Below are 24,605 nucleotides of genomic sequence, written 5' to 3' on the forward strand. Positions count from 1 at the left end.
TTTAATGCGAGAAAGCTATATCACCTTTTGACGGAGATCCAGATGTGATTAATCAGAATATTCAGCTTTTCTCATTACCGCAGCTTCAGCGTCGAAAGACCGATCAGTGCTAAAATACTGGCAATAATCCAGAAGCGAACAACGATTGTTGGTTCTGGCCAGCCCTTCTTCTCGAAGTGGTGATGAATGGGTGCCATCAAGAAAATCCGCTTCTTTGTTAATTTGTAATAGCCCACTTGCAAGATAACGGAGACCGCCTCGAGCACAAACAATCCCCCAATAATAAAGAGAACAAGTTCGTGTTTGGTGATGATACTGATCACCCCCAACGCCCCTCCGGCCGCCAAAGATCCTGTATCCCCCATAAAAACTTTTGCAGGGGGAGCATTAAACCACAAGAACCCAAGCCCTGCCCCAATTAGTCCACCCCCAAATACGGCTAACTCCCCAACCTGGGGCACATGATGGAGCTGTAGATAATTGGAAAACACAGCATTACCGACAAGGTATGATATTAAGGCAAAACAGCTCATGGCGATCATCACAGGTACAATGGCTAGCCCATCTAACCCATCTGTTAAATTCACCGCGTTCGAGGCGCCCACCATAACGCAGATGGCAAATACATAAAAAAAGAGACCTAAGTGAATCAGATAATCCTTGAATATAGGTACCGCAACGGCTCCTTTTAAACTTTCTGTCGACAAATCTAAAATAAAGTAAGTGGCAATGCCAGAAATAAGAAGTTGTCCTAAAAACTTTCGCTGAGCGGATAGCCCTTTGCTGCTGCGTCGGGTGAGCTTTAAATAATCGTCCCTGGCCCCAAGAGCCCCAAAACCAAGCGTCACGATGAGAACAATCCATATGTAGGCATTAGATAAATCAGCCCAAAGAAGTGTGCTAAAAGTCAAGGCAAGAAGGATTAAACTTCCCCCCATTGTGGGAGTTCCCTTCTTTGTCAACAAATGGGACTCCGGGCCATCTTCCCGAATGGGCTGCCCCCGACCTTGTTTGCTTTTTAGCCAATCGATGATGGGCTGGCCAAGCAAAAAACTCAAGATAAGAGCTGTTAAAATTGCTCCGCCCGTGCGAAACGTTAGATACCTGAAAAGATTAAAGAACCCAATTTCCCCTGCATAGGGGACTAAAAAATAATACAGCATATTTTATGGACCCTCTAACCCTTTCAAACTTTCTTGGCGATCAACGTGTCGACGATTTTGCTCACCTTACTGCCTTTTGATCCTTTAACAAGGATAACATCCCCCGGGCATAGAGCATTCAGAACTTTTGGCAGAAGGTCATCCACGTGGCTTGCATACCCGCCAGACTTTTCTTTCGGAATATCTTTAAATACCGACTCTACGACAGGACCCCCTGCTGCAAAGACCAAATCAATTGGGTGAGAAAGAACACTAGCCATCAATTGTTGATGGTGTGGCTCGGCATGGTTCCCAAGTTCTAACATTTCGCCAAGGACAACGAGGCGCCGTCCTTTTGAAGAAACTGGCATCGCTCCAAGGACAGACAAGCCCGCTTTCATTGAGCTTAAATTTGCATTGTAAGCATCATCAATCAGCAAGATCTCGCCACCTACAACTGGGATGCGATGTTGCTTTCCACGCCCATCAACCGCGGGCAATACTTCCAATTGCTCAATCAAACGGCCCTGATCGAGCCCTAAAGCTTCCCCAATCGCCAAAGCAATGAGCGTGTTTATGGCCACATGCTCCCCAAGTTGAGGAAGTATATATGTCACCTTTTGACCCGAAATGGAGGCCTCGACGACACCCTTTGTGCCGGTCTTATCCGGAAGGTAATCTAGAAGACGAACTTGGGCATTTTTGATTTTTCCAAAACCAAGGATTTTAGAAACACCAAATGCTGCCACACGATTCTTCATGAACTCAAATTCCGGGCAATCTTGATTAATTATCGCAAGGGTGGGAACAGGTGAGCTTGAAAAGATCTCTATCTTTTCTTCAACAATGGCTTGACGAGACTCCATAAACCCAATATGGGCATCCGCAATGGCTGTAATCACCCCAATATGCGGGCGTGCAAGCGAAGCAAGCGGGGCGATTTCCCCCGGATGGTTCATGCCCACTTCAAAGATACTATAAACCGTATCCCGGGGCATGGTTGCTAAACTCAGAGGAACACCCCAATGATTGTTAAAACTTGCAGGTGAGGCAAACGTGTTTCCGAACGCACTCAAAACGTGCCTTAACATTTCTTTCGTACTTGTTTTACCAACACTGCCCGTCACAGCAATAATCGTTGCCTTTGTGCGCTGCCTTGCGAAAGCCCCCAATTTGGTGAGGGCACTTAAAGTATCTTTAACAAGGATTTGTTTGCAATCTGAGCTCACATCAACAGGATGATCAACAATCGCCGCCACCGCCCCTTTCTTAAAGGCATCGGCTACAAAGGCATGGCCATCATGGGTATCCCCCCGAATGGCAATATACAAATCCCCTGGCTTTATGGTTCTTGTGTCAATCGAAACACCAATCGCATTCCAATGGAGGGGTTCTTCTGGCAGAGCCAGTGCTGCTGCGATTTCTTGATTTGTCCAAAGACCCATTTCGCTGCTACCCATTATGCTGCTACTCCTTCCTTTAAAATTGCTTGTGCTTCAGTCCGATCATCAAATGGCACGACGCGATCTCCAATAATTTGACCGTGTTCATGGCCTTTTCCAGCAATGAGAAGAACATCATTGGGGCTTAAATTGTGAATCGCCGTTCGAATTGCCTGGGAACGATCCCCGATCTCATGTGCTTTTGGGCAGGCCACCATAATCTGGGCTCGTATAAAGGCTGGGTCTTCATCTCGAGGATTGTCGTCTGTGATATAGACATCATCCGCTAGCGTATCTGCCACTTCACCCATTTGAGAGCGTTTACCCGCATCTCGATTCCCACCACACCCAAACACAACTCTCAAACGACCTTTTCCTGTCACATGCTTGCGCAAAGCACATAAAGCACGACTTAGTGCATCCGGTGTGTGAGCATAATCAATAAATATAGCATTTCCCTGGGGGGTTTTACCAACAAGTTCCATGCGCCCCGGGGCACTACATAAACTCGGTAAGGCCTCAACAATCTTTGATACAGGGACGCCTGCCGCATGAACCAAACCCATTGCGCACAATACGTTTTCCACCTGAAAAGCTCCCACCATGTTCAAGGGAATATTAGACCATTTTTCGCCTTTAAAGTTCAGGTCAAATCGAATTTGATCCGATGAAAGACGGACGTTTTCTGCCATTAAATCAGCTTGTTGGTCAACCCCATAGGATATAACGGTTTGCCCACGCCCAGAACACATGGCTTTTAAGGCTGGAAAATAAGCAGAAGCAACATTCAAAACGGCAGTTTTATCTGCGGGAAGAACTTCCATGAATAGCTTTGACTTAGCTTCAAAATAGTCGTCCATTGTTGGGTGGTAATCTAAGTGATCTTGACTCAAATTCGTAAAGCCCGCAGCCGTAAGGTCCGCCCCATGGAGGCGGAACTGATCCAAACCATGACTCGAGGCTTCAAAAGCACAATGGGAAACATGAGACTGTTCTAAAGCATTTAGAATCTGATGAAAAGATAACGCATCCGGTGAGGTCAGTTTTGTTGTTGGAAGATCACCCAACAATTTGACTTGGTAGGAGAGATCAACCCCGAGGGTTCCCAGACTTGCAGCCGCAAAACCAAGATTTTGCCATATTTGACGAACTGCCGTCACAACAGAGCTCTTTCCGTTCGTCCCTGTTACGGCAACAATTGTGTCGGGTTGAGCCGGGTAAAGCAGGACTGAACATTGCGATACAGCGCGTCTTGCACTAGGCACTACTAATATCGGCACATCCAGTTTCCCGTGCATGGCTTCAGCAAAATCAGGTTCAGCAATGATGGCCACAGCCCCTGCTTTTGCTGCTGCTCGTGCATGGGTCTCTGCTTGATCGCATGGAATCACGACAAAAACATCCCCTGCCATCACTTTACGTGTATCTTGTGATACGCCAAGAAAGGGAAGAGATCCGTTTTGATCGAGAGTTCCTTGCTGACTTATCCCCTGCCTCAAATAATGCTCAAGGTCAGTCAGCGTCATGAAGCTCTTCCTCAACATGATTGACTGGAATTAATTTTGTATCTGATTCCATTGTTTCTCCCGCTTCTTCGTCAGGTACAGGGACAACACCCAATAAAGGGGCCATTCGTTCAATAATTCGACCGCCCGTTGGTGCCGCTGTCCAACCCCCTGTAGCAAAACCATGTGTCTTTTTCGTTGGTTTTGGATTATCCAAAAACAATAGAACAATATACTGTGGATTGCTTTTTGGGAAGGCCCCAATAAAAGAAGTCAATTTTGCTTTATCGGCATAACCCTTTCCTGCCAGTTTATGAGCCGATCCTGTCTTACCAAAAACCTCATATCCTGGAACATTGGCCTGTTTTGCCGTTCCTTCCGTGACAACCAATCTCATCAGATTGCGCATGATCGCAGAGGTTTTTGAAGAAATAATTCGAACGGGTTCCGGTAAATTTTCCGGATCGCGCTTTACAAGGGTTGCAGGGCGAAGCCACCCATCATTTATAATGCCATTGACAGCATTCAATAACTGCAAAGGACTAACCGCGATGCCATAACCATAGGCCACAGTCATTGTGGTTACAGGTCGCCAATCCTTTGGCACGAGGGGGGATCCGATTTCTGGAATTTCCAGAGTTGGGGCTTTAAGCAGACCAAATTTATTTAAATATTGCTTTTGAACAGCCCCCCCGAATTGCAAGGCCATTTTGGCTGACCCAATGTTCGAAGAGTGAATGAATACCTCCTGAACATCAAGCATGCCCTTTTTGGGAGGTCTATAGTCAGTGATTTTGAAACGCCCAACAGATATAGGCGAACTGTTATCAAATCGACTACTCAAAGAAGCAATTCCAGTCTCTAAGGCAATTGAGGTGTTAAAAACTTTAAAAGTTGATCCTGACTCATTCATTGCCAAAGTATTGCGATTGAAAGTGGCGCTGACCACGTTTTGATTTGGCAAGTTTGGATTATAATCTGGCAAAGAAACCATTGCGATGACTTCACCCGTCTTTACGGCCATAACGATGGCATTTCCACCCTCAGCTTGAAATTCCGCCACAGCGTTGGAAAGTTCATCGTGAACAATATGTTGCACACGCATATCAATAGACAGGTACAAAGGGTCTTTATTCTGATTTAACTGGACATCAAAATACTTCTCAACGCCTGCTAGACCATTATTATCAATGCCGCAATACCCTAGAACATGGGACACTAAGGCCCCATAGGGATAAACACGCTTCTCATCTCGTTGCAGATAAATTCCTGGAATGCCAAGGTGATTGACGGCCTGTTGAAGTTTTGGAGAAATGTGACGAACCAACCAAACGAAACCCTTTTTATCGGAAGTAAGCTTCTTTAAGAGACTTTTATAATCCAACTCAGGAATAAGCCCAGATAACTTTGCTGCAGCTTCTTCTGCATTAATAATAACCTTTGGGTTGGCATAAACAGATCCTGTCACCAAGTGCGTCGCAAGAAGTTCTCCGTGGCGATCATAAATATTTGCACGTGCTCCTTTTGCCTTTGAAGCAACACTTAATTGAGGTACGCATGGATCCGAATTATCCATAAGAGAGCGAACCACCATGACATCAGCGAGACGCACAACAACCAACAAAAAAGCAACAGAAAAGGCAGCGCCTGCAACGAGTGATCGATTCTTGGCCATTTCCAAGACATTACGATCGCGCATAACTTGATGCCATAGACCTAAATGTTTTGAGAGGGCTTTTAAAGGTTCCGCCATGAAATGTTTCATGCGCCCCCCCTATTCATCCAACGCAGCTTGCGTTGTATCGGAGACCAAGTCTGCAACTAATTGATCCATGGCTCCCCGATCATAGCTTGGCGCTCCACCGGTTTCTCCACCTGCGACACGCTCCATAGAAACAAGTTGCGATCCTTTTATCGGGGCAACTGCCATATAGCGCTCACACAAGCTCTGCAGCCTTCTTGGATCATTCAAATGGGCCCATTCTGCCTTTAACACATGGAGGGATTCATTGGTTTCGCGTATGGTGCAGCGAACACGATGATGATGTTGCTCAAGATTCATAACTTGATATTTTAACTGAAACAGCCCCAATCCAACCCCTGCTGTAATAAATATAAATAATCCCGTTGGTCGCCGCATCAGTTCCCTCTCCCGTTCACCGTGAGAGGTTGATTTAAAGAAGATAACCGAACGGCTGTCCGAAGGCGCGCAGACCGCGCCCGCGGGTTGCCCTTTAACTCGGCTAGACTCGGCGTGTTTCCTTTTAGGCTGACACCTGCCCCCTTGTTGCGAGCAAACGTTGGGGCCTTTACTGCCCCCGATTGTTCCGGTAAATAGCGGGAGATTGACTGACTTGACCCCTGTCGATTTCCTTGTCGAGCCTTCAAAAATTGCTTGACCAAGCGGTCTTCGAGAGAATGAAATGTTACTACGACCAGACGGCCACCAGGCAATAAGCATTCTTCAGCAATCTTTAAACCACTATCTACTTCAATTAACTCATTATTCACATAGATACGCAAGGCCTGAAATGTTAATGTTGCGGGATTTTGCCCATCTTTTGTCCCCTTGACAACAGACTTCACCAAATTTGCTAATTGGTTTGTGGTTTGAAGGGGCTCTTCTTTTCGGGTTGCGACAATTTTTCGCGCTATCGCCCGGGATCTTTTTTCTTCCCCATAACGATAGATAATATCGGCCAGTTCCTGCTCCGAGTAGGTGTTCACAACATCGGCTGCACTTAATCCTTCTGAGGACATGCGCATATCAAGAGGGCCCTCAAAGCGAAAAGAAAAACCGCGTTCTGGCGAGTCAATCTGGTCGGAAGATACCCCCAAATCAAAAACGAACCCATGCACTTTGGAAAGTCCTAACCCTTCAAGGAGCTCCTTTAACTGGCTAAATCGCCCCTGTTTAATTTGAAACCTTGTCGGATAATCTTTTACCAAGGCACGAGCACGGTCAACGGCCTCAGGATCTCGATCAAAGGCAACAACCTGACAATTGGCCGCTTCAAGTATAGCTCGACTGTAACCACCGCCGCCGAAAGTTGCATCCACATAAGTTTCACCATCTTTTGGTGCAAGCGCACAAAGCATCTCAGTCAAGAGAACAGGGATATGGCTCATGATGCCTTCTCCTCTAAGCTCAAGCGGACGCCAGGCCCTTCTCTTTTGAGGCGATCTCTTGCGTCCTTTTGAACTCTATCAAAGACTTCAGGCGACCATAATTGGAACGTCGCGCCGCGTCCCACAAAGGCAACTTGATCCTTAAGGCCAGCAAATTTCAAGAATTCTTCAGGGATGCTCACGCGGCCTTCGCTATCAAAGGACAGGAGGTGGGAGTCGGCAAAAATAGCGGAGACCAGATCATCCTGCGCTTCTGAAAACATGTCAAGGCGATCAATGCTGTTACTCAAGCGCTGCATGCGGTCCACACTGCAGCCTTCTAAGGCGGGATGTTTCAACGATCGAAAGACAACAATGCCTGAAAATGAGGGTTCATTTATGGGGGAAGATTGGCTGGAAGACAGGGATGTGCGGAAAGAGGCCGGTACCGAAACCCGTCCTTTCTTGTCGATCTTGTTTACAAATGTTGATAAAAACAAAGCCATTCGGTCGCATACCCCCCCTCTTATGGGATACCATGGGATGGCATGGGAGTCAATGGGAATTTGTGTGATTTCATGGATTTCTTTGGGTTTTTTTTGGGAAAATTGACGCTAAAATATTTCATATTAAATTGCGGTTCTTCATCCGAGGCAGATTGACTCTCATCCCCTCTCGCCAAAGGAAACAAAAGTCGCTAAAATAGGGAGCAACTGAGGAGAATTGAATGAGTCTTTCTATTTATTTTAGAACGTGGTGGCGCGGACGCTTCGTTGGCGAAGATATACAAGGAAATAAATATTTTGAAGGCAAGAAAATGATGCGTTATGGCAAGCTGCGCCGTTGGGTTATTTACAAAGGACGGGTAGAAGCCTCCAAGGTTCCTGCTGAATGGCATGGATGGTTGCATTATACAAACGATGAGCCGCCAGAATCGCGGCACCCTTACCCTTGGGAAAAAGCGCATTTACCCAATTTGACTGGGACAAAATATGCTCATCAACCGAAGGGTTTGAGGGGCATTGAGCCTGAGAAGGATTACGTGGCTTGGGAGCCAAAGTGAAAAAGTGGATAACTTTTTTCTGTGCATCTGTCCTTCTACTCCATCACGGGGACGCCACCTAAGCCTTCAATCATCTCCTTAACATCTTTCGTTGCGCTCGCAATAGAGTCGGCATCAATGCCACGCATCACGAGGCTTACCCCCAAAATACCCAACTTAAAATAAGGATAACTGCCGATATCAACCTCTGGATGACGATCTTGAAGGAGGGCCAACTCATCAGCAATTACCCCTTCGGGCAATCCACAACTAACCGCGGAAAATAAAATAGGAGCACCTCCCACCAACCGTCCAATCACCCCATCAAACATCCCTTGCATCACGCTCGGGACACCCGCCAGCACAAAGACATTCTGAATTTGAAATGCAGGTGCCTTACTGATGGGGTTGTCAATTAAGGTAACTCCTTCAGGCATCAACGCCATGCGTCGGCGTGCTTCATTCAAAGCGTCTCCATAATAGTCCTGGAGAAGACGCAATGCTTCCGCATTTTCCTCAATCTCAACTCCAAAGGCTTGCCCCATCGCAAAGGCTGTGCGGTCATCATGGGTGAACCCAATGCCGCCTGTCGTAAACACATATGTATGGCCCGAGGCCAGCTCACGAACGTTCTTAACAATCACCTCGACGTCATCTGGAATGACCCGCGCTTGATCCAGGCGAATGCCAGCATCCCCTAAGTGTTTTGCCAAATATTGAATATTTGCGTCTTGCGTTCTGCCAGACAGAATCTCATTTCCAATAATTAATATTGCTGCTGTTTGTGTCATCGTCTCTTGTCCTTGAGATGTGAATTTGTTATGGACATAACATGCTTGAACCCTAAAGGACAACCCTCATGCGCTTTTCTCCCCCCCTCCTTCCCGGTCACCTTGTTAAGCGATATAAACGTTTCCTAGCTGATATTACTTTGGACTCAGGCGAGACCATCACCGCCCATTGTGCGAATCCGGGGGCCCTCTTAGGGGGAACCACACCCGGTTTGCGCGTGTGGGTGTCTCACAATCCATCACCAACCCGCAAACTAAGCTATTCCTGGCAACTCGTCGAGATGGAGGATACACTCGTAGGCGTGAATACAAGCCTACCCAATCCGTTAGCCGAAGAAGCGATTTTGAATGGCGATATCGCAGAACTGTGCGGATACGATTTTCTCAAACGAGAGGTTAAATACGGGACCAATTCGCGGATTGATATGCTGCTTACAAGTCCAAACAAGCCCCCCTGCTATGTTGAAGTCAAGAATGTTCACCTGAAACGGGGTCAATCAGCCGCATTTCCTGACTCTGTTACCACACGAGGAGCCAAGCATTTACGGGAATTAGAAACCATAGCTGCCCAAGGCTCACGAGCCGTGATGCTGTATATTATTCAAAGAAATGACTGCACTGATTTCCAGTTTGCCGCCGACATTGATCCTGTTTATGCAAAAACCGCGGAACAAGCTCTCTCAAAGGGCGTTGAGGCTTATGCCTACCTGTGCTCCGTTAGCGTTAATGAGATTGAAGTGTCGAGGAAAATCTCTGTTATTTTATGATAATTTTTTCATAAATGCCAAAATCTTCATTGAACTTTATAAAACTTATCTTTAAATACTGATGGTGAGTAATTGAAATTTTGGAAGTTAAGGAGGTTTGCGATGAGCCACTATATGTCACAATTTTTCTTGTGCTTAACCTTTCTTCTTTCTCTGATTACCCCTCAAACCGTCGGCATGGAAGATTTTAGCCTTTATGCCGATAAAGCAGAAGCCCTAAAAACTAAAATTTTCCCAGGTAAGATTTTGGTCGATAGTCATGACGGAAAAACTTGTATTGACTATGCATCCGCAATCGTTCTGGGCCAGCCTGGGGAAACCCGAACAAGAACTGTTCTGAGTTGTGCTCATGTGATCAATGAGTCCAGAGAAAAAGACCCTCAATGCGTCTTTTGGTTTCAAGATCATACGGGGAAACTTCATTCAATTGAAACGGTTTCTCCTCTGTCGAGAGGGCCCATTATTGATGAGAAAAAAGATGTTGGGGTATTCCGGCTTTATGATTTCATTGACTGCAATCCGTCTGTTGTCATATCACCGGAAACCTCAAAGTTGACAACTTTATCAACATTAAGTTATGGATGGTACTTCGATCCCAATACCTACACTGTTTGGAATACAAAGCGCAAAACACCGTTCTGCGTTGAAAGTCAATTTCAGTTTTCTAAGAACACTTTCGTTCAACGATTTGAAGCTGATCGCGCAGTCCAAATATCCACAAAAGATATACCCGAAAAGAGATGCTTCGATCTTGGAAAACCTGGTTCCCCACCTCAAACCTGTTTGTACAGCAGTGGTTCCGCCTGGTATACGATAAACGGTGATACCATTACTCTTGCAGGCATAACGTCGACCATCAGCAATGTTGACCCACGTGATATTGCGGACTTTTCATTCGAAACCCGACTGCACACCTCTAACTTTATGTTCTTTGGAATGGAGCGAACCTGTGAAGTGTTTAAACTCAGAAAAGTGCGTACTTTTGAGAATACCTTAACTTCGCTTGGGCACCTTTGTGAATCTATTTATGATCTGTGCAAATAAAGTGGTTTAAAAAATCCCCCAGATCTCATGATCTGAGGGATGTAAAAATTCATACTCTTTTTAGTTTTGTTCGCGAGTCATCACTTAGGTGGCACGACCTTCCTAAGTTGTTTGCCTTTTTGAATATCACCAAAGAGTGCTGCAGGCGGCCTAATTGGCGCATCGTTCGCGGCAGCCCCGGGAGCACCATCACCACCTGGCGGAGGGGGAGGAGGTGGAGGAGGAGCACCATCACGTGGGGGATGAGCACCATCACCTTCCTCTACTTCTTTGGGGTGAGCTTTAAACACTTTACCAAATTTTCTTCCACCAGCAGGCGCCACTTTAACATGCTCAACTTCTTCTTTGCGAGGGGTAAACATCTTTATAATGATATGTCTGTTAGCCGGAAGAAGAGGAGTGTACAAATGGGGGTTAGCCTGAAGTGCACGAAGTCTATCAACAAGATTCTTGAAAAAGATCTGATCTGGCAAGTCACCCTTCGTTGCAATATGTATTGAAGCCAAGTGATAGACTATGGCCTCCAATTCATCCAAAGGTATGTTAACATAGTAACTGTTCACTTTGCCAAAATCCCCGCCAGTCAATTCTAATTTTTTATAATTATCATAATCAAATGTTAGAAGAAGCAAAAATGGACTTGTTTGTGCTTTTTGTTCATCAAAGCCCTTTGGATCCTTCTCCTTTGCTGGGGGTTTTAGATAATGATCAAAGCGGTTTTGCTGTGCATGGTATGTACGCAGTATTTCCTCTTCAAGCTCATGATAATCTATTTCCTTATCATCTTTGAGTCTTGTAGCAATAAAGCCTGCAGCTTCTGCTTTAACACGTCCAGGAATTGCGACTTTCACCTCTTTCCCATCTACCACTTTATCATAAGCCGTATGGAGGACTTCATTGAGAAGTCCTGTGACTTGGGTTGGATCATATTTTTGAAGTCTACGCTTTCTAGTAATATCTACGTATAGGGCTGCTAAATCATCTAAAGTCGCATACTTAAGATAACCCGCAAATGTTGGAGCATTGTTCTTCGACCACGTCGGATCTCTTAATTTGTCTTTAGCTGTATAGACAAGAACCAAAATGGGATGTTCCTGAAGAAATGCTTCGTCTGGCACTTTTCCCAATTTTGCCAGAGCGGCTTCACCTCTAGGAATTATAATTGTAGTCTCATTATGAGCAATTCTTCTATTGTTCATCTTCACAAAGTATTCTTTTAATCTTCCCTGCTCTTGAAGGTCCCCAAAAAGTTTTATTAATTGTTCCTGACGGACAGAACCATTCTCAGAATTTGCCAATTCTACTGAATAAAGATCAATTAATTTTGAAATATCTTCATCCCCTGGCCTCTCAAATAAGAACTCTTCTAAGCCATCTTTAAGACGTTTAGGGTCAATCTTGGGAGTTTCTAAGACAGCCTTAATGTCACCCAGAGCCTTCTCAACCGCCGCAGATGATGCGGGTGCAGCAGCGCCTCCAGCCTTAAGAAGAGCAATCTCCCTACGAAGTTCATTAATGATGGCATCTTTTTCATCCGCACTTAATGGCTTACCGCCTTCACCACCTGTCTTGGCATTCGCGAGCCTTGCTTCAAGATCCTGAATTTTACCTTCAAAGGCTTCCTTTTCAGCTGCACCCATCCCACCATGACCGCCAGCAAGAGACAATTTTCCTGTCGCTCCTTGGGCTCCGCGCGCTCTTTGAATCTCTCCTTCAACGTGTTCAATTTCTGCTTCCAACCCTTGGAGTTGTTCAGCAGACAAGGCTCTGCCCTCTTGATTCACCTTTCTCCGGTGAAATCCTTGCAACTCATGTAGGTGTGCTTCTAAATGAGCGAGCGCATCATGAGCCCGGGGGGAGCCCATGGTGGCTTCCCCTTTACCCTTATCTCTTCCTCCTTGGGACACTTTCTGTCCTTGACCCCTTTTACCACCGCCAGTGATGAGATCATTGTATTCTTGGACCGCTTCTGGTGCATCTCTGTAATCTCTTGGCCATTTTCTTATAATTTGCTTTGCTTCTTGATCACCACTAGCCGCTCTTGCTTCTAATTCGTGAAAGGCCCTATTTGACTCTGGCCGAGTAGCACCTGGTATGGATACTGGAGTTCGCCCGCCCCTTTGCATAGAATAGGAAGGATTTTCACTTAATATTAAAGTCACAAGACTTGTTGCAACCAACATTGAAATCTTAAATTTATTCATCTTATCTCTACTCCATTGGGTTCATCGACCTACTGTCAGCATAACAGTGAATGATTAGCAATTTATTAACATAACTGTAAAACAAAGTTTTTTGAATTTAAGTTTAAGAAAAGAGCCATTCCAGGCTCTTTCCTCCTCCTAAAGGCTAGAACAAATAAGCAAATCCAATTGATCCGGCATAAATTTTTGGTTTGGCTGTATAACCGAGTGTCGTTAGCCCCGGCGTTCCATTGGTTGTTGTAATGGCATCAACAAAATTCTTTCTTCCATAATTTACGCCTTTGAAATCCAAGCTTACTTTGAAAGATCCCATCTGCTTTTCAAAGCCAATCCCCCACAACAACCCTGTGAAACTCTTGTTTGTTCGAACCGTAGATGTATTCGTGTCGGGGATACCCACATCTTTTGTCATTGACCGTGTTATGGAGAAATTACCAACATCAAGACCCGCAGATATATAGACCGTGTAAGTTTGGTAAAATTTATAGCCTGCTTTCAACAAAGCTCCATAAAATGACTTTCTTTGCAATAATGAGCTATAGGTTCTGTTATCGGCTGGAACTGGAAAGTTATCCACATAATTAACTCTAAATGTAGATTCTCTATCGCCTTTCCCAATATAGATTTCAGGGGCTAAATAAAAAGGTAGAGTTGGAATGTTCCAAAGAATACCTGTCATCCCAGTGATAACTGTCCCCTTATTCGATGAAGGAAATGAAGATTTATCGGCAAACACTCTATTTTCTTCTGGCGCAGCATTGACGGCAAAGCTATCACTGTGAAATCCACTAAGCTGTTCAATACCCCCTGACACGCCTGCATAAAATTCCACAAGTTTTGGGCAAGGGGTGGCTTGCGCAGTCTCCACCATTCCATATCCACACAAGGCTGCTACAATAAGTGATAATTTACGATTCATAAGGACCCCCATCAATAAACTAAAATTATACTAAAAGTTTCTATAATTAGCTTAAGAATGATTATACCCTTTGTAAAGAGGGTTAGTGATTAGAAGAAATGATCGTACTTCACCAGAACATTAGCTGAAACACTCATTTATTGAGAAAGAACCTTTTATTACTATTGTGGCTATTAGATCACAATATAATAATTTATAGGGAATATTACATTCGTAATGAAGTTATGAAGAGTCATTCAAATAGGTAGCACAGAATAGTGAGTACCGATCTTCACTTCCCTTGCGCTTTGTTGAATAACAGCTCTTATCTAACCTTTACCAACGATCCCCTAGCCTCGTCAGCGACACCCGGCGTCTCCTACCCCTCGATCTTAGAAAAATCTGCAACCAGTGATGTTTCCGTTACAAATTTACCTAAAAGTTGCAAGCGATTCTGACGCACTTTAGGATCTTCATCATTGATCTTCAGCTCAAAGAAGGCATCAACTTCTGGCCTCAAGGCGGCTAACTCTCTCATGAGTTTAACATAATCATGGGTCTTTAAAGCTTCTGCTCGAGTTATGTGAATTTTCTCTAACCTCTTGTAAAGATTTAATTCCTGAGGTTGAGAAGGTAAAGTATCATTATACTGGCCACCTGTATATTGTATGCTATCTCTTTTCTGTTCCTCCTGCAGGATCCCATTGGCACGTCGGAACCCAGCGAGCAATGCTTGACCATCCTTCGTTTCAACAAGATCTTGTAAGGCTTTTGCGCGATTTGTAATGACCCAGATGTTATCATGGCTATAGTCTTCCCGGCTGCCCTCAGTCACGGCTGTGACATAATCATGGCGAATGCCCTCAGCGCGTAAAGCCACTTTCAAGCGGTCGATAATAAAATCGAGAACAGTTTTCGTCAAATCAGCCTTCAAAGAAATGCCTTGATTCGTATAGCCAAGAACCGCCGCATCACATAAAGGTTCTAGTTGAAGCTTTTCCAAGTCATTCTCACGGATCAACCGTATGATTCCCAAGGCCGCACGACGCAAAGCAAATGGATCCTTGGATCCAGTCGGTTCTTCACCAATGCCAAAGAACCCGATCAAAGAATCCAGCTTATCCGCCAACCCCAAGGCGATGCTCAAGGGGGCACTGGGACAAGAATCATTGGGCCCTTGAGGCTGATAATGTTCACGTATAGCTGCCGCGACATCAGGAAATTCGCCTTGGGCGGTTGCATATATCTCCCCCATTACCCCTTGAAGTTCCGGAAATTCACCAACCATGGAAGTGAGCAAATCTGCCTTTGCCAAGGTAGCGGCACGCGTCTCTGCGTCTGGAGCTCCTTGAGCGGTCATCAGTATTTTTAGGCGGGCGCATTTCTGGTCAAGAGTTCCAAGTTTCGCTTGGAAGACGATGGTGTTGAGACGCCTTGAAAACTCTTCCAACGGTATTTTTACATCATGATCAAAGAAGAATGCCGCATCACTTAAGCGCGCCCGCAATACCCGCTCATAGCCCGCAATCATTTTCGTTCCACCATCAGCCCCTTTTGTATTGGCAATGACGCCAAAGTAAGGGGCAATCTTGCCGTCCTTATCCATGACGGTAAAATATTTTTGATGGACCCGCATGGACGTGGATAAAACCGCCGGCGGCAGACTCATGAACTGGGACTCGATTTTCCCCAAAAGCGGAACAGGATACTCCACCAATCCGGCCACCTCTTGAAGTAGACCTTGATCCGGCTGAACATGAAGCCCCTTTTGATGGGCCGAGGCTTCCAGGCCTTCCCAAATAAGGGTTTGGCGAACTTGATGGTCTAAAATCACAAAGGCCTTTTCCAATTTTGCTTGATAATCGGCAAACGATGAAACCTCAAACACGTCTGGCTTCAAGAACCGATGACCTTGGGTTGTATTACCCGTAACAAGCCCCATGGTCGGCAATTCAAAAGACAAAACTTTACCCCCAAATAGGGTGATCACAGAGCGCACAGCGCGGACCCAGAATTGGGATTTGGCCCCCCCTTCCAACGCCCAAAACATGGACTTCGGCCAAACAATTTTTGAAAATACAGCTTGAACGATTTCTGGCAAAACATCTTGAGTCTGCTGGGATTGCGTTTCAATGCGGGCATAGTAATAGCCGTCCCGTTGTTCGCAAGCCTCTAAGGTTGTCCCAGCTGCTTTTAGAAACCCTTGAATCGCGCCTTCTGGTGCCCCAACTTTGGGGCCCCTACGATCTTCTATGGTGCCTTTCGTTGCTTCTATTAAGTCTCTTACAACGCCCACCAATCGCCGTGGCGTAACAAAAGTCTCTATTCCAGAAAAGGTGAGGCCACGGGCTTTAAGTTCATCTTCCAATATTTTCTTTAAATCATCACTTGCCCGAAGTTGCATGCGCGCTGGAATTTCTTCGGAAAAGATTTCAAGGAAAAATTCAGCCATGGTTACGCGCCCTCCTGGGTCGTGTTGACCCATATGTCACAACAACCCTTGGCTAATGTTCGCACACGCCCGATATAGCTTGCGCGTTCGGTTACACTAATCACACCCCGAGCATCCAGAAGGTTAAACAAATGGCTGGCCTTGATACATTGATCATAAGCTGGCAAAGCCAGGTTCAGCTTCAATAACGCGGTGCATTCTTGTTCAGCGTCTTTAAAATGCTGGAGCAAAAGGGTCGTATCAGCATGGACAAAGTTATAAGCAGAAAACTCGATCTCGCCGCGCCGAGAGACATCCTTGTAGGTGAGCTTTTTGTCCCCATCCGCACCGTTCCAATCCAATAAAAAGAAGTCATCCACATTTTGAACATTTAGGGCAACGCGTTCTAAACCATAAGTAATTTCAACAGGCACGACGGCGCACTCAATGCCGCCCACTTGTTGAAAGTACGTAAACTGACTGATTTCCATACCGTCACACCAGACTTCCCACCCCAAGCCAGCAGCACCCAAGGTTGGACTCTCCCAGTCATCTTCCACAAATCGAATATCATGATTTTCAATATCGATCCCAAGATATTTCAAACTATCTAAATAGAGTTGTTGGCAGTCGCTGGGACCAGGTTTCATGATGACTTGAAATTGGTAATAATACTGGGTGCGATTTGGATTTTCCCCATAGCGCCCATCGGTGGGGCGGCGGGAGGGTTGCACGTAAGCAGCATTCCAAGTCTCAGGTCCAAGCGCCCGCAACGTCGTGGCTGGGTGAAAGGTCCCCGCCCCCACTTCAACATCGTAAGGTTGCAAAATCGCACATCCCCAATTGGCCCAATACTGTTGTAAATCCAGGATTATTTGCTGAAATGACTTCGGCTTTGATGCCATCTTAAACCTCGAGTTCGAGTAGCTGTTGTACTTCCTTTTAACCTAGTCAAGCGGAGGATAAGGGTCAAGGAGAATCCAAATATTGAATTTATTAAATCAACTTGAGCAAATTTCCTTGAGAAAATGGATCTTTTCTTGACATTTTAGCATTTTTATATATTTTCAAAGGTAAATAAATTCCAAAAATTTCTTCTGGAGGTTGCTAAAATGAACCATATACCCCACATCAATCGGAGACTTTTCAACGTACTGGTCTGCCTTTCTTTCTCCATGCTTTTTATATTGTCTTCCAGCATTAGTGGAATGGATTCAACTGAAAAACGTGTCCTCATTCAACTTCCGAATGCTTCTCAGAAATTTAAGGAATTTTGTGTCGACCCCAATTTAAGAACCTTACCAGAAGTTAAATTTCGTGAAAAACTCCTTAACCTTGCAAAGGAAGGAGATGCCTCTGCTGCCCATAATGTTTGGCATCGATGCAAACATTTGTCCTTGGAGGAGCAAGTAAAGGAACTGCGAAAAATTGCCTCTGAGAAGAATCCCTATGCATGTAGCGCTCTTGCATTTTGTCTTTCCGACTTAAAGAACCCTGAATGCCTAAAATGGTTTCGTATATTTGATTTGAATCCGACAGAAAAGGATCCCGAATTTCGAGGGAACTATGCGTTAGCAATCCTCCATTTGAAACACCCTTTAGAGACGGAAGGCCTTAAAGAGATTTGGAGACTTCTGAAAGAATGGCAAGAGGTTGATGGTAAAGAGTCTGACCGTTATCTTGGCGAAATATATAAACTTCTCACTTCAACTGCTGTACGAGCAAAAGAGAAAAAGTTTATCTGCGATCTATACATGTGGGGGAGAGCGAAAAATGATGTCCATATTTATGCTGGCATATTGGAAGCTATAGAAAATACTGAGTATGCAGACATCATCATTCAAAGAACGCAGGAAGTCCCATTCGTAGTTTACAAAGGAGCTGGCCTCAGTAACCTCGAACGATTCAATAAACTAGCCATCGCTTATGTGACACGTAATGCTGGTAATAAGGAGACTGTGAAAGATATCGTGGGCGGAAATTTGGGCGGCTTGCTGCAAGATCCTGTCGTGAGGGATATTCCCAAGAAGCCAGAAAATGCGAAGTATTTTAAAAACTTTGACCTCATGGCACCCTCAGAAAAGCACTTGATATCTTGGGCGCGTCTTATCATCAATAATAGAGGTCATCGTGCCAAATTAGTTGACGTATCTGACCGAAAACTCGCGGTTCAAGACATGGCCTCTAATATTAAGCCTGAAGTCCTTCAGGATTATGTTGTCAGCGCCTTTAAGGAGATTTTCGCCATCGATGATGACTAGGGTTAAGAAAGTTAAGATTGACTTGTTCTGACTCCCCAGGTTTACGCCATCGGGGAAGTTGGATATACTGAATTCCATGACTGAACTTCCCCTCCTGGCCGTTGCAAACTTTACCCAAATAAAAGGCGGAAGACATTTATTTGAGAATTTGTCATTTGAAGTAATGGCTGGCCAACTGGTTGTTATAAAGGGCCCTAATGGATCCGGCAAGACGACGCTCCTTCGCTGTTTGGCTGGGATTCCGGATGCCTATCCGGGAATCATCAAATCACCTGACATAACCACAAGCTATGTGGGGCATTTAAATGCTTTGAAACCACGTCTCACTGTTTACCAAAATCTTCTCCAGCAAACCAGCGCTACTCTTGATCAAGTGACAACAACCTTACGGACCAGGGATTTGTTGCCACTACAGGATCGGGAAGTGCGCACCTTATCTGTCGGACAAAGACGTCAAATTGCCCTGGCACGGCTGCCTTTATCGGGTGCTAAACTCTGGTTAGTAGATGAGCCAACTACCCACCTTGATGCGGCCGCAACCGCGCAATTCTGGTCTACCCTTGAGGCGCATCTCACCGCAGGCGGCGCTTGTGTCTTAACATCTCATACCTCTGTTCCTTTACCTGAAGCAACCGTGGTGACTCTTGATGAATAATATCGGGCGACAAATATATGAAGAGCTGAAGCTGACCCCTCAAGCGGTTGCCCACGTTTTGCTGGTATTCTTGAGTCTGATCGTCGCCTTTGGCGTTTTGTCCTCCAACCATCCAAGTATGTGGCAAACCTTTTTGCCCACGCTCTTAATGGGGTTGAGCTACGGTGTCATCAGCTTGAGCCTTGACCAACTCTTTCGCGAAGACTGGGAGGATGGCACCCTTGAATGGCGGATGAGTCAGAATACCTATTTAGAAGGTTATGTGTTTGTCAAAATCCTTGCCCATTGGATTCGCCTTGGGCTCCCCCTCACGATGATCGTCGGCCTCATCACCAGCTTTGGATCCCTTCCGCTTGTTTTAGGGGTGGGGATGACAACCTTGTCTCTAACCTTCCTCGGGGCCATCGCAAGTGCGTTGTGTCTCAACTGTAAGAGCAGTTGTTCAATTCTATTGCCCCTCCTAACCCTCCCCCTTGGGATCCCCATGATGATCGTGAGCATGGCAGCCGTGGCGGATCCAACCGCTGGCATGACTTCTTACTTTGCGATCCAGTGCGGTCTCTCATTTATGAGTGTTGCCTTATCCTTGATCGCCTGCCCGTTTGCTTTACGTTTAACCTTGCGATGATGTCGGTGTGGAATGAATGTGAAGACCCCCAACATAATAATCCACAGGGTTATCCTCTTGCCAATTGGCTTTGCCATCGCGTAAAAGCCGCCCGTATTCCGTGAGAGCGACCCGATGTTCTCTTGTATCGGCGTCCGTACTGATAAAAGCGGGCCTTTGGGCATGAAGATCTGTAAGCGATGCTAAATTCCAATATAAATCTAAATCATTCATCCTATCCAGGTGTTTTTGGTTCCCCATGACAGTGCCGATAAGAAAGTTTGCCTTCACAGAAGGGGTCTCCAGAGGATAGGCTTCCAGCAATTCGGTCTGGCAACGCGTTAACCCCGAATTTGAAGAAGGGCGTCGTTTTTGAAAATCCCGAAACCCTCTTTGAAACTGCGTCGTGTGTGGGATAGCAAGATATGCTTCAATACTTGCAGGGTTCGTGGATGTTATGGCTTCCCATCCCTTGATGAGCAACTCTATTTCGTCATGATCGAGCGTTTTTGGAAGAGGGGATTCTTTCATTCCTTGCGGTGAAATAACCCCCCAACTTATAACATCCTCGGCCTTCCCGTTGATGATTTGGGTCTCACTTCTTTTCACCATTATTTTTTCAATCGGCAAAGAATACAAAGTGAAAAGACGGATCAAAAAAGCAAGGAGGAGGTTCTCATGAAATCCCAAAGATACCCAGACAATCACTTTATCATGAACATTCATAAGACGGATAAATTCCGAACTTGGAAGAGGTGTTGAGGGGCTCGTCCCATCCCGATAACTAAATAAAGGTATAGAACCTAAAGCCTCTATCCAATGAGTAATGTCCTCTCTCCCTATGTAATGATGCATCCCTTCCAGAAAACCCTGAAAGGCTTTTTCATAGCCCTCATAGCTATCTAAATCATGGAGAGGCCCATGAAACCCTTGAGCAAAAGCGATGACCGGCGCATATCCGGCCTGGATCATAGACCCCATGGCGCTTTCCCCAAAACAGATTTGCAATGAATTTGAAATCGTGACCTCCTATGATTTAAAAATCAAGTTTACGGTATCGAAAATATGGGGTTAGGTCAATTTTTAGAATTTTAAATTCATTTTCTCGCTAACGGAAAGCTCTAGCAATTCCCTTAAAATTTTGGCATAGATGGGGTATGACACAACACTTTTCGCATCCCACTTCTCTTCTGATGAGGGCACAAGCCCTTCTCCCTTGGGCCACAGGCACAGCGGCCATTTTTGGCCTCTCTGGTCTTCTTCTGGCCCTAGTCTTTTCTCCGGCTGATTATCAACAAGGAGAAAGCGTACGTATCATGTATGTTCATGTGCCCGCTTCCTGGGGAGCCTTATGTGCTTATACGGTCATGGCCATTTTGAGTGGCTGGGGTTTTGTGACGCGAGCCCCGATATGCCATATCATGACAAAGGCGATTGCCCCGGTTGGCATGGCATTTACGATGATTAGCCTCGCAACAGGTTCCATCTGGGGAAAGCCGACCTGGGGGGCTTGGTGGGTATGGGATGCGCGTCTAACATCCATGCTGTTCCTCCTCTTTTTGTATTTCGGATATTGGGTGCTGGTTCATATGTTCGAAGATGAGGAGAAGGGATTATCCGCAGGAGCTGTCATCGCGCTTGTGGGGTGGGTTAATGTACCCATCATAAAATGGTCTGTCGATTGGTGGTACACCCTTCATCAACCGGCAAGTTTGTTACGCTTCGCAAAGCCGGCCATTCATTGGTCGATGCTTGCCCCTCTCTTGTGCATGGCCGTCGCCTTTGCGTCTTATGGATTGGCGATTGCGATCCTTCGCTTTCGAACAGAGCTAACCCGTCGCAAAATCGAGGCGCTTCAAATTCGCAGAACCAAGAGACCCCAAAAAAAGGAAGCAGCGTGATGGATTTGACTTCTCCCCATATGCCTTATATCCTTGGGGCTTTTGCCGTTACGCTCATCACTCTCATGCTTCTCACGTTATGGAGTTTTCAGGCCGACCGCAAAGCCATGAGTGACTTGGGAAAGTGGAAGTCTGATGAAGCCGAAGCATAGGCGTTTTTGGTATTTATCTCTCATTGCCTTGTTTCTCGGAGGCGCCACCCTTGTGGTGCTGACATCGCTGAATGATCATCTCTTATTTTTTATGATGCCGTCCGATGTGGTGGCGAAGAACCCGAAGACAACCATTCGCTTAGGGGGATTGGTTGTAGCAGGCAGTCTCAACCGACAGGACCTTCTCATCACTTTTAAGGTCACGGACGATAAACACACCATTCCGGTTGCTTATAAAGGCATTGCGCCGGATCTTTTTCGAGAGGGACAAGGTGTCGTGGCACAAGGCGTTTGGGTGAATGGGGTGTTTCAAGCCACCCATCTGTTGGCCAAACATGACGAAAATTATATGCCGAAAGAAATTGCCGAAAAGCTGAAAGAAAATGGTCGTTGGCGACCAGCGGAGAATCGCTCATGATATTCGGCTATGCAGGTCAAGCCCTCCTCGGGATTGCTTTGGTGTTGGCGGGCTTTCAAGCTTTTGGACCCGCTCGCCTCGATGCCCCCCATCGCCTTGCCTATGGACAAGCTCTCTTTCTGTTCAGCGCCTTTATGCTGCTCACTTATGCTCACGTGACGGATCAATTCTCACTTTTGTCCGTGGTCCAGCATTCCCATACCGCCAAACCGTTGCTGTACAAAATTTCCGGCGTTTGGGGAAATCACGAAGGGTCGATGCTCCTCATGGTTTTGATTCTTGTCGTCTATGGAGCGGTTGTTGCACGACAAGTCAAAGGCATTGATGCTCCCTATTCCCTCGCGATACCCCTCATGGGGTTGATGAATTTTGGGTTCCTTCTCTTTGTGGTGATGGCTTGCGACCCCTTTGCGATTGCAGACCCTATCCCGTTGGAAGGTCAGGATTTGAATCCCCTTCTTCAAGACCCAAGCTTAGCGATTCACCCCCCCATTCTTTACGCCGGCTATGCAGGCTTTTCAGTCCCGTTCATTTTTTCTGTGGCAACGTTAATTCATGGCAAAATGCCTGAGACTTTCGCGTCTCTCATGCGCCCCTGGGTACTGGTTGCCTGGACATTCCTTACTCTTGGGGTTGGTCTTGGAAGTTATTGGGCCTACTACGAGCTGGGATGGGGCGGTTGGTGGTTCTGGGATCCTGTGGAGAATGCCGCGCTCATGCCCTTTCTCACAGCCACCGCTTTGGTGCATGCGGTATGTACTTTAGCGGTCACAAAATCCCTTCGGTTATGGACCCTATTCTTGAGCATTTTAACATTTGCTTTATGTCTGTTCGGCACGTTTTTGGTGCGATCCGGCCTTCTGACCTCCGTACATAACTTTGCTGTTGATCCGGAACGCGGCGCGTTCATTCTCATCCTGTCCTCCTTCTTGATGTTGCCAGCCCTTGGCCTCTTCCTCTGGCGTTTGAAAGAGATGCGTTCACCCATCCCAACAACACCCGCTTCAAGGCAAGGTCTTATTCTCATGATGACCTTGATTCTGGTGACAGGTACGGCAACCATTGCGCTTGGCACCCTTTACCCGCTGATTTTAGAAACATTTGGTCTCAAAATTACGGTGGGTGCTCCTTATTTCAATGCGACTTTTGTACCCATGATGTTGCCCTTGCTCGTCCTTCTGGGCTTGGGCTTGTGGTATAGCTGGGCGGGTCAAGGACTTAGCCCCTCCTCCTCAAAATGGCTTCTGCCTATTGTGTGTTTGACCTTCCTCAGTGTTCTTGTTGCGTATTATGGTTTTGGGGTGTGCCATGTCCTCGGACTTGCCGCATTCATGGGCGCCGTCTGGTCGATTTTGGCAACAGTGGCATACGCCATTAAGAAAAAGAAAATACTCTCAGGCACTATTTTTGCCCACCTTGGCATGGGGGTAGCGATTCTGGGAATGGTGGGATCGAGCTTAGGCGAAAAAGAGCTCATTACCGTTGTTAAAGTTGGTGATAAAGTTGCCGTTGGTCCAGTCTCTCTCACTCTTCTTAACGTCATCGACAAGGATGGTCCAAATTACAAGGCGCAACGCGCTATCCTTAAAATCAATCCAGATGGTCCTCTTCTCACGCCTGAGAAACGCTTGTACTGGACGCAAGGGGTGATTCATGGAGAGTCCGCGATTCGCTCCGTTGGATTCGGGAGATTGCACCATATTTATGTAACGCTTGGTGAAGCATATGAAGGCAAAAAATGGAGCATCCACGCCTATTACAAACCCTTCATCAATTTGTTGTGGATTGGGATTCTTCTTATGGTATTTGGCGGGATCTTGGCTTCTCGCAAAAGATTCCGAACCTTGAAAAGGGTATTCCCTATGATGATGATTCTCTTGCAGCCAACCATATGCATAGACGCCCATGAGCAACTCGCGAATCCCGATCTAGAAGAGCGCGCACGGGCTTTGAGTCAAGTGATTTTATGCCCAACTTGTCAAGGTCAACTCGTTGATGGCTCCCCCGTTGAAGCAGCCATTCAGGTGCGACGGGATATTCGAGACGCCTTAAAACAAGGCCAATCGGACGATCAAATCATGAAATCTTTAAGCGCTCAATATGGCCCTCAAGTGATCATCACCCCACGCAAAGATTGGTCCACTTCCGTTTTGTGGTTTGGTCCGTGGGCCATTTTCCTATTGATTTTCGGGCTCTTCCTCCATAAGAATCGTCAAAAGACACAAAAGGGAGATTAA

At 46.0% G+C, this 24,605-nt stretch carries 23 protein-coding genes; 10 read left to right on the forward strand and 13 right to left on the reverse strand.

Annotation, left to right across the window (positions count from 1 at the left end; all coding sequences use genetic code 11):
* Positions 1 to 74 precede the first annotated feature (74 nt).
* The 7 genes from mraY to mraZ are packed head-to-tail and all read right to left on the reverse strand — an operon-like array spanning position 75 to position 7,703.
* Positions 75 to 1,163: a phospho-N-acetylmuramoyl-pentapeptide-transferase gene (gene mraY, locus K2Y18_01300; protein MBX9804369.1), complete on the reverse strand. Its 1,089-nt coding sequence runs from the start codon at positions 1,161 to 1,163 to the stop codon at positions 75 to 77.
* 23 nt (positions 1,164 to 1,186) lie between these two features.
* A complete protein-coding gene (gene murF, locus K2Y18_01305; protein ID MBX9804370.1) occupies positions 1,187 to 2,602 on the reverse strand; it encodes a UDP-N-acetylmuramoyl-tripeptide--D-alanyl-D-alanine ligase in 1,416 nt (471 codons plus the stop codon).
* Complete coding sequence (locus K2Y18_01310; protein ID MBX9804371.1) at positions 2,602 to 4,110, reverse strand: UDP-N-acetylmuramoyl-L-alanyl-D-glutamate--2,6-diaminopimelate ligase; 1,509 nt, start codon at positions 4,108 to 4,110, stop codon at positions 2,602 to 2,604. Before K2Y18_01310 ends, murF begins: the two co-directional genes overlap by 1 nt.
* Complete coding sequence (locus K2Y18_01315; protein MBX9804372.1) at positions 4,097 to 5,854, reverse strand: penicillin-binding protein 2; 1,758 nt, start codon at positions 5,852 to 5,854, stop codon at positions 4,097 to 4,099. The genes K2Y18_01310 and K2Y18_01315 overlap by 14 nt, the downstream gene beginning before the upstream one ends.
* Before the next feature lie 9 nt (positions 5,855 to 5,863).
* Positions 5,864 to 6,229: a hypothetical protein gene (locus tag K2Y18_01320; protein MBX9804373.1), complete on the reverse strand. Its 366-nt coding sequence runs from the start codon at positions 6,227 to 6,229 to the stop codon at positions 5,864 to 5,866.
* Positions 6,229 to 7,218, reverse strand: coding sequence for a 16S rRNA (cytosine(1402)-N(4))-methyltransferase RsmH (gene rsmH / locus K2Y18_01325; GenBank protein MBX9804374.1), 990 nt, complete (start codon positions 7,216 to 7,218; stop codon positions 6,229 to 6,231). Before rsmH ends, K2Y18_01320 begins: the two co-directional genes overlap by 1 nt.
* Positions 7,215 to 7,703, reverse strand: a complete 489-nt coding sequence (gene mraZ, locus K2Y18_01330) for a division/cell wall cluster transcriptional repressor MraZ (protein MBX9804375.1) — start codon at positions 7,701 to 7,703, stop codon at positions 7,215 to 7,217. The genes rsmH and mraZ overlap by 4 nt, the downstream gene beginning before the upstream one ends.
* Before the next feature lie 221 nt (positions 7,704 to 7,924).
* On the opposite strand from mraZ, the gene K2Y18_01335 reads away from it, so the two are divergent.
* Entirely contained in the window at positions 7,925 to 8,260 is a 336-nt protein-coding gene (locus K2Y18_01335; GenBank protein MBX9804376.1) for an NADH:ubiquinone oxidoreductase subunit NDUFA12, read from the forward strand.
* Between the two features lie 35 nt (positions 8,261 to 8,295).
* Here the strand turns inward: K2Y18_01335 and K2Y18_01340 are convergent, their stop codons facing one another.
* Complete coding sequence (locus tag K2Y18_01340) at positions 8,296 to 9,030, reverse strand: competence/damage-inducible protein A (GenBank protein MBX9804377.1); 735 nt, start codon at positions 9,028 to 9,030, stop codon at positions 8,296 to 8,298.
* A 68-nt stretch (positions 9,031 to 9,098) separates the two neighbouring features.
* Between K2Y18_01340 and sfsA the strand changes: the two genes are divergently transcribed.
* On the forward strand, positions 9,099 to 9,797 hold the full coding sequence (gene sfsA / locus K2Y18_01345; protein MBX9804378.1) for a DNA/RNA nuclease SfsA: 699 nt from the start codon (positions 9,099 to 9,101) through the stop codon (positions 9,795 to 9,797).
* A gap of 102 nt (positions 9,798 to 9,899) precedes the next feature.
* On the forward strand, positions 9,900 to 10,841 hold the full coding sequence (locus tag K2Y18_01350) for a hypothetical protein (protein ID MBX9804379.1): 942 nt from the start codon (positions 9,900 to 9,902) through the stop codon (positions 10,839 to 10,841).
* 80 nt (positions 10,842 to 10,921) lie between these two features.
* Here the strand turns inward: K2Y18_01350 and K2Y18_01355 are convergent, their stop codons facing one another.
* From K2Y18_01355 to K2Y18_01370, 4 genes are all read right to left on the reverse strand, one after another.
* Complete coding sequence (locus K2Y18_01355) at positions 10,922 to 13,045, reverse strand: hypothetical protein (protein MBX9804380.1); 2,124 nt, start codon at positions 13,043 to 13,045, stop codon at positions 10,922 to 10,924.
* A 145-nt stretch (positions 13,046 to 13,190) separates the two neighbouring features.
* A complete protein-coding gene (locus K2Y18_01360) occupies positions 13,191 to 13,964 on the reverse strand; it encodes a hypothetical protein (GenBank protein MBX9804381.1) in 774 nt (257 codons plus the stop codon).
* Positions 13,965 to 14,322: 358 nt separating this feature from the next.
* Positions 14,323 to 16,395, reverse strand: coding sequence for a glycine--tRNA ligase subunit beta (gene glyS / locus K2Y18_01365; GenBank protein ID MBX9804382.1), 2,073 nt, complete (start codon positions 16,393 to 16,395; stop codon positions 14,323 to 14,325).
* 2 nt (positions 16,396 to 16,397) lie between these two features.
* Entirely contained in the window at positions 16,398 to 17,279 is an 882-nt protein-coding gene (locus K2Y18_01370; protein MBX9804383.1) for a glycine--tRNA ligase subunit alpha, read from the reverse strand.
* Positions 17,280 to 17,582: 303 nt separating this feature from the next.
* On the opposite strand from K2Y18_01370, the gene K2Y18_01375 reads away from it, so the two are divergent.
* The 3 genes from K2Y18_01375 (at position 17,583) to K2Y18_01385 (ending at position 19,918) form a co-directional block, all read left to right on the forward strand.
* On the forward strand, positions 17,583 to 18,635 hold the full coding sequence (locus tag K2Y18_01375; GenBank protein MBX9804384.1) for a hypothetical protein: 1,053 nt from the start codon (positions 17,583 to 17,585) through the stop codon (positions 18,633 to 18,635).
* A 76-nt stretch (positions 18,636 to 18,711) separates the two neighbouring features.
* Positions 18,712 to 19,290, forward strand: coding sequence for a heme ABC exporter ATP-binding protein CcmA (gene ccmA, locus K2Y18_01380; GenBank protein ID MBX9804385.1), 579 nt, complete (start codon positions 18,712 to 18,714; stop codon positions 19,288 to 19,290).
* Positions 19,283 to 19,918: a heme exporter protein CcmB gene (locus K2Y18_01385; GenBank protein MBX9804386.1), complete on the forward strand. Its 636-nt coding sequence runs from the start codon at positions 19,283 to 19,285 to the stop codon at positions 19,916 to 19,918. Before ccmA ends, K2Y18_01385 begins: the two co-directional genes overlap by 8 nt.
* On the opposite strand, the gene K2Y18_01390 is transcribed toward K2Y18_01385, so the two are convergent.
* Positions 19,904 to 20,878, reverse strand: a complete 975-nt coding sequence (locus K2Y18_01390; GenBank protein ID MBX9804387.1) for a hypothetical protein — start codon at positions 20,876 to 20,878, stop codon at positions 19,904 to 19,906. The genes K2Y18_01385 and K2Y18_01390 overlap by 15 nt on opposite strands.
* Positions 20,879 to 21,054: 176 nt before the next feature.
* Between K2Y18_01390 and ccmC the strand changes: the two genes are divergently transcribed.
* Genes ccmC through ccsA form a run of 4 tightly spaced genes read left to right on the forward strand, consistent with a single transcriptional unit; the run spans position 21,055 to position 24,605 of the window.
* On the forward strand, positions 21,055 to 21,798 hold the full coding sequence (gene ccmC / locus K2Y18_01395; protein MBX9804388.1) for a heme ABC transporter permease CcmC: 744 nt from the start codon (positions 21,055 to 21,057) through the stop codon (positions 21,796 to 21,798).
* The gene (gene ccmD, locus K2Y18_01400) at positions 21,798 to 21,950 is read left to right on the forward strand and encodes a heme exporter protein CcmD (protein MBX9804389.1); all 153 of its coding nucleotides are present in this window, start codon (positions 21,798 to 21,800) and stop codon (positions 21,948 to 21,950) included. Before ccmC ends, ccmD begins: the two co-directional genes overlap by 1 nt.
* On the forward strand, positions 21,934 to 22,368 hold the full coding sequence (gene ccmE / locus K2Y18_01405) for a cytochrome c maturation protein CcmE (protein ID MBX9804390.1): 435 nt from the start codon (positions 21,934 to 21,936) through the stop codon (positions 22,366 to 22,368). Before ccmD ends, ccmE begins: the two co-directional genes overlap by 17 nt.
* Positions 22,365 to 24,605 (forward strand): cytochrome c biogenesis protein CcsA, encoded by a 2,241-nt coding sequence (gene ccsA / locus K2Y18_01410; protein MBX9804391.1) that lies wholly within the window; start codon positions 22,365 to 22,367, stop codon positions 24,603 to 24,605. Before ccmE ends, ccsA begins: the two co-directional genes overlap by 4 nt.

The organism is Alphaproteobacteria bacterium, from assembly GCA_019746225.1.
GTDB lineage: Bacteria > Pseudomonadota > Alphaproteobacteria > Paracaedibacterales > VGCI01 > VGCI01.

Coding starts and splice junctions, on each gene's coding strand:
- mraY (MBX9804369.1), bottom strand. CDS start 1,163: ATGCTGTATTATTTTTTAGTCCCCTATGCAGGGGAAATTGGGTTCTTT.
- murF (MBX9804370.1), bottom strand. CDS start 2,602: ATGGGTAGCAGCGAAATGGGTCTTTGGACAAATCAAGAAATCGCAGCA.
- K2Y18_01310 (MBX9804371.1), bottom strand. CDS start 4,110: ATGACGCTGACTGACCTTGAGCATTATTTGAGGCAGGGGATAAGTCAG.
- K2Y18_01315 (MBX9804372.1), bottom strand. CDS start 5,854: ATGAAACATTTCATGGCGGAACCTTTAAAAGCCCTCTCAAAACATTTA.
- K2Y18_01320 (MBX9804373.1), bottom strand. CDS start 6,229: ATGCGGCGACCAACGGGATTATTTATATTTATTACAGCAGGGGTTGGA.
- rsmH (MBX9804374.1), bottom strand. CDS start 7,218: ATGAGCCATATCCCTGTTCTCTTGACTGAGATGCTTTGTGCGCTTGCA.
- mraZ (MBX9804375.1), bottom strand. CDS start 7,703: ATGGCTTTGTTTTTATCAACATTTGTAAACAAGATCGACAAGAAAGGA.
- K2Y18_01335 (MBX9804376.1), top strand. CDS start 7,925: ATGAGTCTTTCTATTTATTTTAGAACGTGGTGGCGCGGACGCTTCGTT.
- K2Y18_01340 (MBX9804377.1), bottom strand. CDS start 9,030: ATGACACAAACAGCAGCAATATTAATTATTGGAAATGAGATTCTGTCT.
- sfsA (MBX9804378.1), top strand. CDS start 9,099: ATGCGCTTTTCTCCCCCCCTCCTTCCCGGTCACCTTGTTAAGCGATAT.
- K2Y18_01350 (MBX9804379.1), top strand. CDS start 9,900: ATGAGCCACTATATGTCACAATTTTTCTTGTGCTTAACCTTTCTTCTT.
- K2Y18_01355 (MBX9804380.1), bottom strand. CDS start 13,045: ATGAATAAATTTAAGATTTCAATGTTGGTTGCAACAAGTCTTGTGACT.
- K2Y18_01360 (MBX9804381.1), bottom strand. CDS start 13,964: ATGAATCGTAAATTATCACTTATTGTAGCAGCCTTGTGTGGATATGGA.
- glyS (MBX9804382.1), bottom strand. CDS start 16,395: ATGGCTGAATTTTTCCTTGAAATCTTTTCCGAAGAAATTCCAGCGCGC.
- K2Y18_01370 (MBX9804383.1), bottom strand. CDS start 17,279: ATGGCATCAAAGCCGAAGTCATTTCAGCAAATAATCCTGGATTTACAA.
- K2Y18_01375 (MBX9804384.1), top strand. CDS start 17,583: ATGGATTCAACTGAAAAACGTGTCCTCATTCAACTTCCGAATGCTTCT.
- ccmA (MBX9804385.1), top strand. CDS start 18,712: ATGACTGAACTTCCCCTCCTGGCCGTTGCAAACTTTACCCAAATAAAA.
- K2Y18_01385 (MBX9804386.1), top strand. CDS start 19,283: ATGAATAATATCGGGCGACAAATATATGAAGAGCTGAAGCTGACCCCT.
- K2Y18_01390 (MBX9804387.1), bottom strand. CDS start 20,878: ATGGGGTCTATGATCCAGGCCGGATATGCGCCGGTCATCGCTTTTGCT.
- ccmC (MBX9804388.1), top strand. CDS start 21,055: ATGACACAACACTTTTCGCATCCCACTTCTCTTCTGATGAGGGCACAA.
- ccmD (MBX9804389.1), top strand. CDS start 21,798: ATGGATTTGACTTCTCCCCATATGCCTTATATCCTTGGGGCTTTTGCC.
- ccmE (MBX9804390.1), top strand. CDS start 21,934: ATGAAGCCGAAGCATAGGCGTTTTTGGTATTTATCTCTCATTGCCTTG.
- ccsA (MBX9804391.1), top strand. CDS start 22,365: ATGATATTCGGCTATGCAGGTCAAGCCCTCCTCGGGATTGCTTTGGTG.